This is a genomic window from Paenibacillus peoriae (genome assembly GCF_022531965.1).
Classification (GTDB): Bacteria; Bacillota; Bacilli; order Paenibacillales; family Paenibacillaceae; genus Paenibacillus; species Paenibacillus polymyxa_D.
The window spans coordinates 3,528,973-3,543,298 of record NZ_CP092831.1; the positions used below are offsets into that span (position 1 = coordinate 3,528,973).

Annotated in this window: 11 protein-coding genes; 1 reads left to right on the top strand and 10 read right to left on the bottom strand. The window is 47.5% G+C overall.

The features are described 5' to 3' along the window. Nucleotides 1-130: 130 nt before the first annotated feature. The 4 genes from MLD56_RS15515 to MLD56_RS15530 form a co-directional block, all read right to left on the bottom strand. Nucleotides 131-1,153 (bottom strand): hypothetical protein, encoded by a 1,023-nt coding sequence (locus tag MLD56_RS15515; protein ID WP_029517196.1) that lies wholly within the window; start codon nt 1,151-1,153, stop codon nt 131-133. A gap of 230 nt (nt 1,154-1,383) precedes the next feature. Beyond that, a protein-coding gene (locus MLD56_RS15520; protein ID WP_241113301.1) for an IS1182 family transposase occupies nt 1,384-2,744 on the bottom strand; the annotation gives its coding sequence in 2 pieces (ribosomal slippage) (nt 1,384-2,174 and nt 2,174-2,744; 1,362 coding nt in all). 191 nt (nt 2,745-2,935) lie between these two features. Continuing rightward, nucleotides 2,936-3,769, bottom strand: a complete 834-nt coding sequence (dapF, locus tag MLD56_RS15525) for a diaminopimelate epimerase (protein WP_029517632.1) — start codon at nt 3,767-3,769, stop codon at nt 2,936-2,938. Nucleotides 3,770-3,878: 109 nt separating this feature from the next. Next, on the bottom strand, nt 3,879-6,677 hold the full coding sequence (locus MLD56_RS15530) for a calcium-translocating P-type ATPase, SERCA-type (RefSeq protein ID WP_029517633.1): 2,799 nt from the start codon (nt 6,675-6,677) through the stop codon (nt 3,879-3,881). A 229-nt stretch (nt 6,678-6,906) separates the two neighbouring features. Here MLD56_RS15530 and MLD56_RS15535 point away from each other — a divergent pair, with 229 nt between their 5' ends. Continuing rightward, nucleotides 6,907-8,652, top strand: a complete 1,746-nt coding sequence (locus MLD56_RS15535) for an Rqc2 family fibronectin-binding protein (protein WP_029517634.1) — start codon at nt 6,907-6,909, stop codon at nt 8,650-8,652. A 93-nt stretch (nt 8,653-8,745) separates the two neighbouring features. Here MLD56_RS15535 and MLD56_RS15540 read toward each other — a convergent pair whose 3' ends face one another. From MLD56_RS15540 to MLD56_RS15565, 6 genes are all read right to left on the bottom strand, one after another. Next, nucleotides 8,746-9,615 carry a PHP domain-containing protein gene (locus MLD56_RS15540; RefSeq protein WP_029517635.1) on the bottom strand — a complete coding sequence of 290 codons (870 nt, stop codon included), beginning with the start codon at nt 9,613-9,615 and terminating at the stop codon, nt 8,746-8,748. After that, nucleotides 9,615-10,571, bottom strand: a complete 957-nt coding sequence (locus tag MLD56_RS15545; RefSeq protein WP_029517636.1) for a selenium metabolism-associated LysR family transcriptional regulator — start codon at nt 10,569-10,571, stop codon at nt 9,615-9,617. Before MLD56_RS15545 ends, MLD56_RS15540 begins: the two co-directional genes overlap by 1 nt. A 212-nt stretch (nt 10,572-10,783) precedes the next feature. Further along, the gene (locus tag MLD56_RS15550; protein WP_025717787.1) at nt 10,784-11,221 is read right to left on the bottom strand and encodes a hypothetical protein; all 438 of its coding nucleotides are present in this window, start codon (nt 11,219-11,221) and stop codon (nt 10,784-10,786) included. A gap of 229 nt (nt 11,222-11,450) precedes the next feature. Next, a complete protein-coding gene (locus MLD56_RS15555; RefSeq protein WP_029517637.1) occupies nt 11,451-11,711 on the bottom strand; it encodes a YlbG family protein in 261 nt (86 codons plus the stop codon). Between the two features lie 38 nt (nt 11,712-11,749). Then, nucleotides 11,750-12,190 (bottom strand): YlbF/YmcA family competence regulator, encoded by a 441-nt coding sequence (locus MLD56_RS15560; RefSeq protein ID WP_013310906.1) that lies wholly within the window; start codon nt 12,188-12,190, stop codon nt 11,750-11,752. A gap of 108 nt (nt 12,191-12,298) precedes the next feature. After that, nucleotides 12,299-14,323 (bottom strand): helicase-associated domain-containing protein, encoded by a 2,025-nt coding sequence (locus tag MLD56_RS15565; protein ID WP_029517638.1) that lies wholly within the window; start codon nt 14,321-14,323, stop codon nt 12,299-12,301. Nucleotides 14,324-14,326: the final 3 nt, after the last annotated feature.

Here is a 14,326-nt window from a genome sequence, read left to right on the forward strand (position 1 = left end):
GCTCTTTATTTTCATACTAATGTAACATAAAGAGACTTCAAACATAAGCCAAAAACTAAAAAAGCCGCCCCACTCCCCGACAATATGATATCAGGAGTGGAGCGGCTTGATTCATCTTTTCTATTTCCTACTACATTTTCCCAACGGAAGAATGGAGAGAGTAAGCGTAAAAAGTCCCTTTTTTATTTACTTTAGCCACAATAGAATCCGTTCCCTTTTGCTGCTTGTAGAACGTATATTGATTCCCTTGAACTTTCACTTTATAGCCGGTCAAATTGATATTAAACAACATCTGAGCCTTGGGCTTGACTAGCTTCAAAGCTTCTGAGGCAGTATATTTCGGGCTTGCAAATGTTTTTTTGAAATCTGCGTCATCATTCCAATCCACCCCATAGGTGGATACGGCCAGCACTTTACCGGTTACCGCGCTAATTTTGACCTCACTGGCCTCGTTTGCATCCTCAAACGACCAATATGAAAGCCCCTTCGTTTCGTCCTTGTACCGTGAAGCGTGCTGCACCTTAATTGGCTGTCCACTCACACGCTTAAATGTGTTCATTGCACGGTTCAGTATCAGAGGGTCCACCCGCTTCAGCGCATAGTCCGCGTTGATGGTAATAGCGTTACCTCGATCCACATCCACATACAACGAGGAAGCCTGTTCACCTGCGCCCCAAAATACCCAGTAATTTGATGGCTTGTTGGACTGATAAGGGGATTTGACCCGCCAAAATGCTTCAAATTGCAAAGGACGCTTGCTGTCAAACGCTTTGGCGCTGTTTAGCACTTTCGTCTTGAGTGGCGCGTTCATCGCTTTTCCCAAGCTGCTTATTTTATATCGTATGGTTGTAGAATCTACTCTATTTTTTTCTTTATTATATTCTGTCTGCAACGTAGCAGTTCCATCTTCCAGTCCGCCCTCTACAATCCAAGTTTTCCCCATATCCGTCACATCGTCAAATTGAAATGCTGTCTTCGAGCCGATGAGTTCTTGCACCGCTTTTTCTAAACGGCTTACCACTGTCGGAGTTAGCGACCCAACCTGCTTGTCCGTCGTTTCCGCGGCGGCAGGAATGGTCGCCGCCTGAACCGGAAGCGCGGTGGCTACAAATATGAGGACTGCAACTGCTGAAATCCAACGAAATTTCCGCACTATGAACGGCCTCCTTATTGTTTTTCATTTTCTATATTATACATCGTTCAGGCGCCAAAAAAAGACAGAATGTTGCTTTGTTCATCATATTCCTTGTATACAGGGGCATCTAAGTCCAAAAAAAGAAGACCTACTAAGGTCTTCTCAGATTGTCGAGAAACCCCGTCATTTTGAGACGTGGGTTTCTTTTTCACATCATAATGCTCTGGTCTCTGGAGAAGCAGGGGGGGTTACCCCTGTTTCTCCAGGCGATCTAGGTGGATCGCCATCTTCTTCATGTTCTGCACGGCTGCCGTCATAAGGGCTTGTTCCCTGACGTTTGGAAGACCGCGCAAACGGCAATAGCGAAACCCATGGAGCTCTTTGGCATCCGCGAAGCTTCGCTCAATCGTCTCTTTTCGTTTGCGGTACAGCTTTTTACCAGATGGGCTCAGCCGGTTGCTCCGTACCCACTCTTTGCTGTCTTCCCAGACATGCCGAGTCACCACTTTGCGGTGGTTTCGAGACTGGGTACACTGACTTAGCAGTGGGCAATGCTGGCACTGAGCTGGGTCAGAGGCATACTGCCGGTATCCCTTACGGTCCGTCGTTCGGTAGGGCAGTTCCTGTTGGGCTGGGCATCTATACGCATTGCGTTTGGCATCGTATTCAAACTTCCATTTCGGAAACAGTCCTTGTCTGGGATGGAATCTTCGGTGAGCAATCACGGCAAAAATCTTTCGGTTCTGCAAACCTCGGCAAATCGGCGTTGTTAAATAACCTGAATCTAGTGCAACAGCTTCTACTTGAAAACCAAAACGTTCTCTTTGGCGATCCAAACGGGACAAATAGGGGACAGAATCATGTACATTCCCTGGTGTCACATACACGTCCGTAATCAGATTGTACTTCATATCCACCGTGCGGTGGTCCAGATAGAAGAAGCCTTCGGGCTTGCCATCACGGATCATATAGCCGCTGTCCGGGTCTGTTTTGCTCACTTTAATTTCTTTTTCTTCGTTCACTTCCTCTCGGGATTTTAAGGCTTTTTTCCGTGGTTTCTCCGGTCATCCTTCACCGCTTCGTTCAGCTCGTCCATATAGTCTTTAGTATTCTGCAACACTTGTTCTTTGGTGTACTGGTGCCTGTTAGCATTGGCTTTGACGTGTGTGGAATCGGTGACGAGAACACGCCCACCCACCATTCGGTGAGAGATCGCCTGCAGCACAATTTCATCGAAGATATCTTGAAAGATCGTGGTGTCTTTAAAGCGAGTGCGACGATTCCAGCTAATCGTCGTATGGTCCGGAACTTTATCCGTTAAGCCCAACCCCAGAAACCAACGATAAGCTAGGTTCGTCTGAATTTCTCGCTCGAGTTGCCGTTCTGAGCGAATGCCATAGAAATAACCGAGAAAGATCATTTTAAACAATACGGTAGGATCAATGGCAGGACGCCCGTTGTCTGCACAATACAGTGGTCGAACTTTATCATCGATAAACGAAAAATCGATATACTTATCTACTTTGCGGAGCAAGTGATCTTGAGGAACCAGATCTTCGATGGAAACAAATTCGTAGGATTGTTGTTTTTCGCAGTTGGAGCGTAGCATATCAACACCATCCGTTCTACAATAGTTACCTATATTATACAACATTAACGCGGTGTCGTCTTAAACAAAATTAACATAAAATAGGCTGTCGAGACTTTCTCGACAGCCTGAGAAGACCTACTAAGGTCTTCTTTTCACTCACTTCTATACGATTCATTAGTAGTTGCACGTTATCTTTATAGTCACATGATTCAGAACAGACGACCTTCGTACACGATCTCAGCCGGACCCGTCATATATATGTGATTATCTTCCTCGCTCCATTCGATATCCAGATCGCCGCCCTTCAGGCTTACAATGGCGTGGCGGTCGCTATATCCGTTTAGTACAGAAGCAACAAGCGTAGCACAGGCTCCGGTTCCACAAGCTAGCGTCGGCCCGGCTCCTCTCTCCCATACTCTCATATCTATATGCTTACGGCTACGTACCGTGGCGAACTCAACATTTGTTTTTTTAGGGAATAACGGATGGCATTCCAGCTTTGGCCCCCAGGCTTCCAGATCAAAGCTTGGCGCATCCTCCACATAAATGACACAGTGCGGATTCCCCATAGATACAGCCGTAAAGCGAAAACCACTTCCTCCAGCTTCAATGGGCTCATTAATTACGCTAGTCAGATCCAGAGTAGTCGGAATCTTCAAACCCTCAAGAATTGGCTCTCCCATATCTACCTTCACCATACGAACAAGTCCATTCTCTACAGTTAGTTCGACCTGCTGTACACCTGCACCCAGCGTCTCAATCGTGATCTGTTCACGGTTGATATGCTTACGGTCATATACGTATTTGGCAGCACAACGGATAGCATTACCGCATTGTTCGGCCTCTGAGCCGTCCGAGTTAATAATGCGCATGCAGAAATCCGCTTTTTCTGATGGCAATATATATACCAACCCATCGGCGCCAACACCAAAATGTCGATCACATAGCCGAACAGCTAATTCCGAGGCGTCAGACGGCAACTCCTGATGCCCAAACCAAACGATAAAATCATTACCTAGACCGTTCATTTTTGTGAATTCCATAGCTTACCTCCGCCGTTGCTGCTGATGTCATGTTCCTCATGAAGCTTTGATCCCATGATATCATACAGGGCAATAGTGGGAAAGCGATGCGATATGCATAACCCGATTTCTAGGATGAAAACTTCGTACGTCCCGCTGAAAAGTGTGTATTTCCGCCGCGACGACGGTTGCGTCGACCGCCCCACACACTTCCCGCTCCCATCAGAAACGTCGGAATCCCAGCTGCGACAATGGATAGCGCCCACTCACGCAAACCGAGCGGTACCGTTTTGAAAATAGGTTGCAGCATAGGCACGTACATAACCACTAGCATTAGTACTATTGAAGACAGCACGGCAAGCACAAGATAACTATTTTGAAACGGATTACGATGGAAAATAGAACGGGAACTGCGGCAATCAAACACATGAATTAACTGCGCCAGAACTAGCGTAGCAAAGGCAACGGACTGTGCTTTGATCAGTTGTCCTGCGTCATCCGGTGCAATACGTAATGTCAGCCAGAAGGCCGCTAGCGTACATAAACCAATCAACAAGCCACGACTAATGATTTTCCAGCCCAGTCGACGAGCAAAAATATTTTCCTTTGCGCCACGAGGTTTGTGCTCCATGAGATCCTTTTCTGGTTGGTCCACCCCCAGAGCCATCGCTGGTAGGCCATCTGTCACCAGATTCACCCATAAAATCTGGATCGGTAACAAAGGTAATGGCAGCCCGGCCATCATGGCAAAAAACATCGTCAAAATTTCACCCACATTGGAGGCGAGTAGATAACGGATAAATTTACGGATATTCTCGTAAATATTCCGTCCTTCCTCAATTGCGGCTACAATCGTAGAGAAATTATCATCACTCAGAACAAGCGCAGCCGCTTCTTTGGTCACGTCCGTCCCTGTAATACCCATTGCAATGCCGATGTCCGACGCCTTTATCGCTGGAGCGTCATTGACGCCATCTCCAGTCATGGCTACGACATGTCCGCGCCTTTGCAGTGACTTGACGATCCGTAGCTTGTGCTCCGGCGAAACCCGTGCATATACAGAGACGGTATCAACGGCTTTGTCCAGCGACGCATCATCCATCGCAGACAATTCCTGTCCTGTTAACACGTGGGATCCGCGCTGAAAAATGCCCAGCTGCTGTGCAATGGCCTCTGCAGTTGTACCGTGATCTCCGGTAATCATCACAGTGCGAATGCCAGCACGACGACACTTGCCAATGGCTTCGCGAACCTCGCGACGTGGCGGATCAATCATGCCTGTCAGCCCGATAAAGATCAGTTGTGCTTCAGCCTCCTCAACCGTGGAGACACGCTCATGCGAGCGGATATCACGGTAAGCGACACCAAGTACACGTAGCGCCTCCGAGGCCATTCCTTCGTTAGCTGCCAGTACCTTTTGGCGCAGCGTACCCGTTAACGGAACGACATTTCCTTCCCATAAAATGTAGGAGCACTGGCCCAGCAATACATCCGGTGCACCTTTGGCAAAGACAATGTGTCCTCCCTGGTGGCGTACGAGTACCGACATTCGCTTCCGATCCGAGTCAAAAGGAAATTCTCGCTCCCTTGTGTATAGCTCATATAGCCCTTGTCGCGTGACTCCGCCCTTGGCAGCTAACGTGACCAGCGCTCCTTCCGTCGGATCACCCTTTAGCTCCCAAACGGAGGACGGCGTCGGCTCTTTGGTTTTCTTTTTCGAACGTAGCTCCTCTGTATCGGCTTGAACAATTTCCGCATTGTTGCAAAGCACACTGGCTTGCAGCAGTCTACGCAGAGATTGTCCGTTTTTAAGATCGGCAGGAAGGTCTCTATCCATAATATGCCCGTGAGGGTCATAGCCCTCTCCCGTAACTCCCCAGAAGCGGCCGTCCAGCCATAGCTTGGTAACCGTCATTTTATTTTGGGTCAGGGTACCCGTTTTGTCGGAACAAATGACAGATGCACAGCCGAGCGTTTCAACAGAAGGCAGCTTACGCACAATCGCCTTTCGTTTAATCATACGCTGCACACCCAATGCGAGCGCAATCGTCACAATAGCTGGCAACCCTTCCGGTATAGCCGCCACAGCCAAGCTCACTCCGGCCAAGAACATGCTCATGGCTGGCTGTCCATGTAAAATGCCTGCTACGACAACGAGCACCGTTAGCGCCAACGCTACGATAATCAAAATTTTGCCCAATTGCTCCAATCTGTGCTGCAACGGTGTCTCCTGCGACTCCGTATTTTCTATCAAGTCTGCGATCTTACCCATTTCGGTACTCATACCTGTACGTATAACTATTCCTTGTGCGGTTCCTCTAGTCATCATCGTGCCCATAAAACCGATGTTTTTTTGATCCCCAAGTGGTACCTCGGCGGCATGAATAGGGCGGCAATGCTTACTCACCGGAACCGATTCACCTGTCAGGGCGGACTCCTCTACATCACAGCCGTTCGTACTCAACCACCTTACATCTGCGGGAATGCGATCACCACTTTCCAGCAGCACAATATCACCCGGTACCAGTTCTCTGGCTTGAACTTGAATTCGTTTTCCGCCCCGCAACACTTTGGCCGTCGGAGCCGATAGTTGTCTCAAAGCTCGCAATGAACGCTCAGCTCTGAATTCCTGTACAAAGCCAAGAATTCCATTCAGTACAACAATAGCAATAATGGTAATCGCGTCCAAATACTCGCCAAGCAGGCCGGATATCAGGGTCGCTCCCATCAATACAAGCATCATAAAATCCTTGAACTGGTTGAGCAGCAGCAAGATTGCCGAAACTCGCTTCCCCTCGCTCAGCTCATTCCATCCTGACCTTTCTCTTCGTTCCGCAAGCTGTTCCTCCGAAAGACCCTGCTTCGGGTCGACTTCCAGACTTGTTGAAAGCTGTTCATTGCTTAATTGGTGCCAGTGTGCTTGTTCCATTCTCCCCAATTCCCTCCCGGTCAGATAGTCCGCTTCCGTCGGTTGTGCGTAGGATGGCTGCCCGTTATTATATTTTTGTGCCGCGATTGCTGATAAGCTGGACAGACTTTCTAGATTCAATCTATTCGGACAGGATCTGAAATATCACAAAGCCGCTTAAGTTTTGTCCCAAAGTTATGTATCATAGTAGGAAGGCGAAAATACATTTGCTTCAAAGGAGAACATAATTATGGCATTGGACGGAATCGTAACCCGCGCTATCGTACACGAACTGCAAGGCATCCGAGGCGGGCGCATTAATAAAATACATCAGCCAAACGATCGCGATATCGTGCTGAATCTGCGGGCACAAGGCGGAAGCGTAAAGCTGCTGCTGTCAGCTAATCCGACCTTCCCGCGTGTACATTTTACAGAACAAAGCTTTCTTAATCCGACAGAAGCCCCTATGTTTTGTATGCTTCTTCGCAAGCATTGCGAAGGAGGCGTTATTGAGAAAATCACGCAGGTGGGCATGGAGCGTATTATTCACATGGATGTACGTCAACGTGATGAACTGGGAGATGTTTCACTCAAACGAATTATCATTGAACTGATGGGCAGACACAGCAACATTATTTTGCTTGACCCGGGAACAGGCGTGATGCTAGATGGCATTCATCATGTTACACCGTCTATTAGCAGCTATCGGGTCATTATGCCCGGCTTTCAATACACGGAGCCTCCTGAACAAAACAAGCTAAATCCACTAGAAACAGAAGAGGCAGCTTTCATATCCTCGTATCAAACAGCACTCGAGGCCGGAGAAGCTCCCAAACGCTGGATCGTGAACACTTTTACTGGACTCAGTCCCCTCATTGCTGAAGAGATACTAACTCGAGTAACTAATGAAGTATCTGGTGATAGTGATCGTTCACTATGGAGTACATTCAGTCACATCATGGATGACGTGCGGAACCATCGTTTTCAGCCGGTATCTGGACTAAACGCACAAGATAAAGTGATATTCTCAGCCATTCCACTGACGTTGATCCAAGGAGAACGTAAGGAGTACGCTACGATCAGTGAGTGTATGGAAGACTTCTTCGGTGAAAAAGCAGAAAGGGATACGGTTAAGCAAAAGGTCAGTGACCTACTGCGGTTTCTGCAAAATGAGCGGAGTAAAAACGTAAAAAAACTCGACTATCTCCAACAGGATTTGGCCGAGGCGGAAGATGCCGATCAATTTCGCATTTATGGAGAGTTGCTGTTCGCTTCGCTGCATGAGGTGAAAAAAGGGGACAAAGAAGTGACGATCATCAACTTTTATGATGAGGAACAGCGTCCAATGTCCATCCCACTGGACCCACTACTCAACCCGTCGGATAATGCGCAACGGTATTTTAAAAAATACAACAAATATAAAAACAGCCTAGCTGTCATTGACGAACAACTGGAGAAAACGCACGAAGAAATCCGTTATATGGACAGTCTTCTTCAGCAGCTAGCCCATGCCTCTATGAATGACATTGAGGAAATACGTGAAGAACTGGTTCAGCAGGGCTATCTCAGAGATCGGGTCAAAAAAGGAAAGAAAAAGAAGAAAAACGACCGTCCAACCCTGCACGTCTATACATCATCCGAAGGTATCGAGTTACTGGTTGGCAAAAACAACTTGCAAAATGAATATGTAACAAATCGACTGGCCGGACCAAATGACACCTGGCTGCACACAAAGGATATTCCGGGGTCACACGTCGTTATACGTGCTGAGCAATTCGGAGATGCGACGCTGGAGGAAGCAGCTCAACTCGCTGCTTATTTTAGTCAGGCCAAGCAGTCCAGCAGTGTACCTGTGGACGCCACCCTGATTCGACATGTACGTAAGCCTAGCGGAGCCAAACCTGGCTTTGTCATCTACGACCATCAGCGTACGCTTTTCATTACACCCGATGAGGAACTAGTCAAAAAGCTGCCGAATCGCATCAAAAACGGTTAAATCTTACTAGCCTGTTGAACCCACAAAAAAAGCCCTTTGTTCTTTGCACGGTACACTTCTTGTGTTCCATGCATAAGGCAAGGGGCTTTTTATTTACTTTTGTCCAATAGCAGCCTTCCTCAATTCCTCGACTACCTGCCCTTCCACACTACGGCTACCCAGATCACCGTGAAAAATAACACCTTGACGCGCGCCGTGAAAATCCGAGCCGCCAGTTGCAATGAGGCCATATTGCGCCGCCATCGCAGTATATCGGCTCTCAGCCTCAGCATCATGGTCCGAATGTCGCACCTCCAAGCCCGCAGGCTTCGCCTCCTCTATAATAGAACGAACCAGCTCATCATTTCCGTACAAGCCAGGGTGGGCCACCACGGGTACCCCTCCTGCTTCACGAATCCAGTTTATGGCCTCCGCAGGCTCTACACGGGGTACAGACACATATCCGGGCGCTCCTTCCGCCAAGTAACGGTCAAACGCGTCCCGCATATCCTTCGCATATCCTTTTTGAACCAGCGTATCCGCCATATGCGGACGTCCAATGCTTTCATCTGGTGCCAGCGGTCTGCCCATCGTAGCCACCACTTCACCCAGTGTGATTTCCACACCCAGACTACGCAATTGACTCAAAATCAAATCATTACGGGTATCCCGTGCCTGGCGAAGCTTTTCCAACCGTTCCAAAAACACTTTATTGCGGTAATCCATAAAATAACCGAGTATATGAATATCCTTATCGCCAGCTCGAGTACTAATTTCCACTCCCGGCACCACAGTAATTCCTATGCGTTTTCCCTCTTCCAGAGCTTCCTCCAGGCCAGCTACCGTATCATGATCTGTAATGGCCACACCTGCCAGTCCTTTTTCCTTGGCCCAGCGTACATTATCTGCAGGTGGTTGCATTCCGTCAGATGCTTGGGTGTGTGTGTGTAAATCATATCGTTTTACGTTAATCTGCTCCTTCATTATACATCCTCCTTCTCTTTCACCTTTGCAAGCTCGTCCTGCGAGTCCCCCAGGACGTCCGTTCCCTGATCATGACGACGCAAGTAAGACAGGAAGGTTACTACCGGAATCGGCAACAACGCCGACTTCAAATGAATTGCATAAAATTCTCGTTTGAACGTGATATCTGAAATATTTACAATTTTCAATAATCCGAGCGCAACTTCATGCTTCACCGAAGAAGGTGATAGCATGGTAATACCCAGTCCAGCCTCCACCGCCGATTTAACCGCTCCAGTGCTCCCCATCTCCATTACAATCCCAAGTCGGGAGGCATCCATACCACGATTTTTCAGCTCATCTTCTATTACTTGACGTGTACCAGATCCCTTTTCTCTGGCTACAAAAGGATGCTTGAACACATCTTCCAGAACCACTTTTTTAGCCTTGGCCAGCGCATGTCCTGAAGGCACAATCAGTTTCAGTTCGTCCTGCATCACAGGTTCCACCACGATATCCGGATGCTGGACTGGGGCCTCAATCAGTCCTAAATTCAGCTGATGTTTTAGTATATCATCCATAATCTGAGTTGTATTCATCACATTCATCGCCATGCGTATATGAGGGTATTCCTGACCAAACGGTCCCAGCATTCTGGGTACAATATACTCACCAATCGTTAGGCTGGCGCCAATATGCAATCTTCCCTCCAACATGTGAGTAAAAGCAGACATCGCCTCGTCAGCTTCCCTGATCAGTTGCATGCTTTTTTTCGCAAAAGGCAGGAGTGTCGCTCCCGCCTCTGAAAGTTCGATTTTTTTAGTCGAACGTTGCAGCAGTTTCGTGCCAAAATAATCTTCCAAAGACTGAATTTGCATCGTCACCGCAGGTTGTGTCATATGCAGCGCTTGTGCCGCCGCCGAGAAGCTCCCGCGTTCCGCTACGGTATAAAAAATGTGCAACTGATGAAAGTTCATACTGACAGCCCTCTCCCCTCTGTTCTCCCTATTTTAACATAAGAAAAACGTCTGTCGAAAGCATTTCCAAGTAAACTTACTGAATTGGGTAGTTTTATTATTGGAAAATAAAAAAAGCATGCAGCTAATAACTGCATACTTTCTACTTAAACTTAACGGTATTCAAGAAGTTTGGAGATTTTTTCATCTGAAGCCGTTCTCCAAATGACCGTCTATTTTTGCTTACGAGTGCTTTTCATCAGTGTCATGCGCCGCGAATGGCGTAACCATGAATAGTATGACTTCAAATCCCTTAATTCAATGGTCTCCGACATCCGGCCCAAAAAGGTAATGACAATCATTTTGTGAAGCGGATTCCCCGCAATATCCATCTCGCCGGGCAACTCTCCAAATTCGGCCACGACGACCAGATCACCATCAATTAAATATACATCCTCTTCGTTATGATAATAGGACTCCATCCTGTTTTGCTTCAGGCATTCCCAAAGCCAGGCGGCGATATGATTCGTCTCGGACTGTTTCTGCTCTACCCGATCTAAGTAACGTGTTTTCGCATGATTTGTTATCACGATATCGGCGACTTTTTTATCGCCCATCTCCACATAGAACGGTTCGTATGTACTCCATCGCTGCATTGCTTTGTCACGCACGGGATCACTCTCCCCACCAGATAGGTCTTTATATCTACCAATATATTCATATGTTACCTCAACAGACCCGGGACTACAAGTTACAAAATTGAAGTTTATGGGTGATATTTAAAGATTTTTTAGGTCTAACAGCATCAAGACCATTATGCAAAAGTCCTGACTTCACGAAAAAAAGCCAGCCTGTAGGCTGACCTTTCAAGAAAAGTTTACAATTTATAGACATTTGATCTTATATCTCATATTCTTTCATCTTTTCCTTATCGTCGTTGTAATCCGTCCTAATCTCATTTCGAAAAGAGCGCTCGACCTTACGCACATAGGAAAGTCTGCGAATATTTTTAACGGTGTCTTCTGCCCGATCCGCATTCATATATATCACTACATAATGCATACGCTTTGAAATAAAGTGGACATTTCCGTATTTCTCCAGATTGCGGGCAGCCTTGATATCGCTTACCCAAATGATGTACCCTGTCCGCTCGGCAAACATTCGCTTCATCTCCCCCCACTCGGTATCATTCCTATGACCTATCCACAGGAGCATTTCCCTCCGCTGCCACATCCGCCTTTTTTCACATTCGGATCATTGCTCGGCACCTTAATAGTCTCGGACACGGAATATGCAATCGTTTCAGACATGGCATGAAGCATATCATCCAGCGCCTTTTCGGCTCGTTTGAACTCCTTAACATCCACGAATTGTTCCAGTTCCAGCTCAACGACCTGCACTGCATCCTTCGCTTCATGATAGTTCGGATGAAAATGCCCAAAACGCTCCGTTTCCGCGAATAGCTCCTTTTTGGCATCCAGCTTGCGTACACACGCCTGAATAGACGGATTCAATTCCACACGCTGTTTCCAATATAAATAATCCGATACCTCAAAGGATCGGTTGACCATATCGCCCAATTCATAGGCGTTAATAAGCACTTCTGCCATATTGACCGTGTTCAATTCGGCTACGCTCATGAATGTTCATCTCACTTTATATAAAGTTCTACCCTGTAAAAGTAGACTCATTTATCATACCACATCCTTCTTTTGAGAAGAAGAAGTTTCATGCACTTCCTGGCCCTACTATGTAAAAGGAACCAGCAAGCGCATGTCTGACCATTCACTTGGCTGTAAGGTCGCAGGAGAAAGTGTTTCGTCATCCCTTCCTGAGGCATACCAGCCTGTGACACTCCATGGTGCACCGGAAACCACCGCCTCCGGTATCCATTTAACCTCTTTCCCACCGATTCGCAGCCCCACAGCAGCCTGCCAACGAATCGCTTGCTCGATCAACTGCCGGGCAGTGGAAGTATGGTAACTCCTCCATTCTTTTGTCCATGAGGAGGGGACTGTAGATCTTTCTGGTAAATAGTCAGACGGATCAGGCAGTGTATGCTCTTGTTCGTAAAAGTGCAGCGTTCGCCCTGTATAAACCAAACCTGCCCTCCCCTCTTGGGAAAATATAGAACGGGCTAGAATAGGTTCGGACTCCATTTTACTGTTGAGGCTGCCTGAATTTATGTTCTCTGTTTCCGAAATCAGTGGATAATGATGAGCTGGCTCGTCCACACCTTCGGGTTCACGACGTGGACCTAATCCTATTGCAGCAAGCGTTTTTCGTATTTTGACAGCAGAGCTCGCCGGAATAATAAAGTCCTTGTCGCCAAGCCGTTCCAGCAATCCTTCCAGCGCGGGATGGCGTGCAACCATGTCTGCATCCTCCTGTGTGCCACATCGCAAAAGTGTTACCGTTGCAAAAGCCGTCCGTCCGACATCGCCTGCCCACTGTTCTACCGCCATACGTACATGATCAGGCACGCCTGTCCGGCTGAACTTGTCCAGTAGAGCAGGGATTGCTTTGGCTTCCATCCCTAACTCGATTGCCTCTGTAACACTTTCTCTGGTGATCCGGTATATTGCCATCCGATCTCCTGTCACACGTTCACAGCAGCATTCCAGTCGCCAGCGCACATCATATGCCACATCTGGCGGAACCAATATTTCAAAATTAGGTTGTACATAAAAAGTACCTTGTTGTTGATGTGTATCCTCGTAATTATTGGGACGAAGCATGTCTAACACAGATACATTCCAGCGAAAACACAGTTTACCCGATGCAGTCTGGCCCCAATCACCCATTCCAAACGCAGTCAGGGCCTTCAGCCAACCCTCCAATCCCTCCATGAAAGATCCATTAAAATTAAAATCAGAACCCGTTTCTCCCGCAAACCCTTCCGGATTTGAGGTTGTAGGAATAAGGTCTAAAAGGGCACTGTTCTTGGAATCAGCTCCGCTCGTACTCTCCTGCTGGATTAGGCCTACTTGAAGCATCCATTGCAGCAGACACTTGATAGATATCCACCCTTCCGTTCCCATATACTGGGAGACAGCACACAGCATATAGCGAAAATGCTGCATGGATGCTTCGGCCTTGCCGTATCTTTCCATGAGTGTAGCAAAAATATGCTTGCGCATTTGCCAAGCAGACAAACGAATCCAAGTCGCCAGTTCCGTTTCCTGAATGCGAAAAGACACCGTTTCTTTTACTAACAGCCCCAAACTGAGTAGCAAATCCATCATGACCACGGTTTGCACAGGATACAGCTCTGCATGCGCATAATGCAACCCAAGACCCATCAGGTCCTCCGGGCGAAAGGGGGTCAGTTCATTCAATTTTTGCAATGATCGCTTATGTATGGTTCCTTTGGCCGTCAAAGGGACGCCCTGTACTGCAATACGTGACAACGCATGCAGCAATTCCGACTCCAGGCCTGTCATTGATTCATGTACCGTTATCGGATGATCCGAATGCATCATGTTCATTGGATTTTCCTCTAACAACATATCGTACAGATCCGGTAGTCGATAAACCGGGATATATAAAATTCGTTCGCCCCACGATTTGGTAACAGCCTCCAGCCAGCCCCGGGCACGTAATCCACGCAGTGCCAGTTTCGTTTCGACTCCGCTTAACGATCCCCGGGTAAGCTGTATAGGTTCTTCTTCCTTCATGGGCTGTCCCGCGTGCCGAATAAAGCATCGTCTAAGTACCAGCAGCTCATCCGATGAAAGCTCATTCCAGCTGTCTTGCGTGTTCGTTACGCCCATTCT

What these genes read in the sequence shown, in the direction of transcription:
- dapF (WP_029517632.1), bottom strand. Translation starts at nt 3,769, where the DNA reads ATGGAATTCACAAAAATGAACGGTCTAGGTAATGATTTTATCGTTTGG.
- MLD56_RS15530 (WP_029517633.1), bottom strand. Translation starts at nt 6,677, where the DNA reads ATGGAACAAGCACACTGGCACCAATTAAGCAATGAACAGCTTTCAACA.
- MLD56_RS15535 (WP_029517634.1), top strand. Translation starts at nt 6,907, where the DNA reads ATGGCATTGGACGGAATCGTAACCCGCGCTATCGTACACGAACTGCAA.
- MLD56_RS15540 (WP_029517635.1), bottom strand. Translation starts at nt 9,615, where the DNA reads ATGAAGGAGCAGATTAACGTAAAACGATATGATTTACACACACACACC.
- MLD56_RS15545 (WP_029517636.1), bottom strand. Translation starts at nt 10,571, where the DNA reads ATGAACTTTCATCAGTTGCACATTTTTTATACCGTAGCGGAACGCGGG.
- MLD56_RS15555 (WP_029517637.1), bottom strand. Translation starts at nt 11,711, where the DNA reads ATGTTTGCCGAGCGGACAGGGTACATCATTTGGGTAAGCGATATCAAG.
- MLD56_RS15560 (WP_013310906.1), bottom strand. Translation starts at nt 12,190, where the DNA reads ATGAGCGTAGCCGAATTGAACACGGTCAATATGGCAGAAGTGCTTATT.
- MLD56_RS15565 (WP_029517638.1), bottom strand. Translation starts at nt 14,323, where the DNA reads ATGGGCGTAACGAACACGCAAGACAGCTGGAATGAGCTTTCATCGGAT.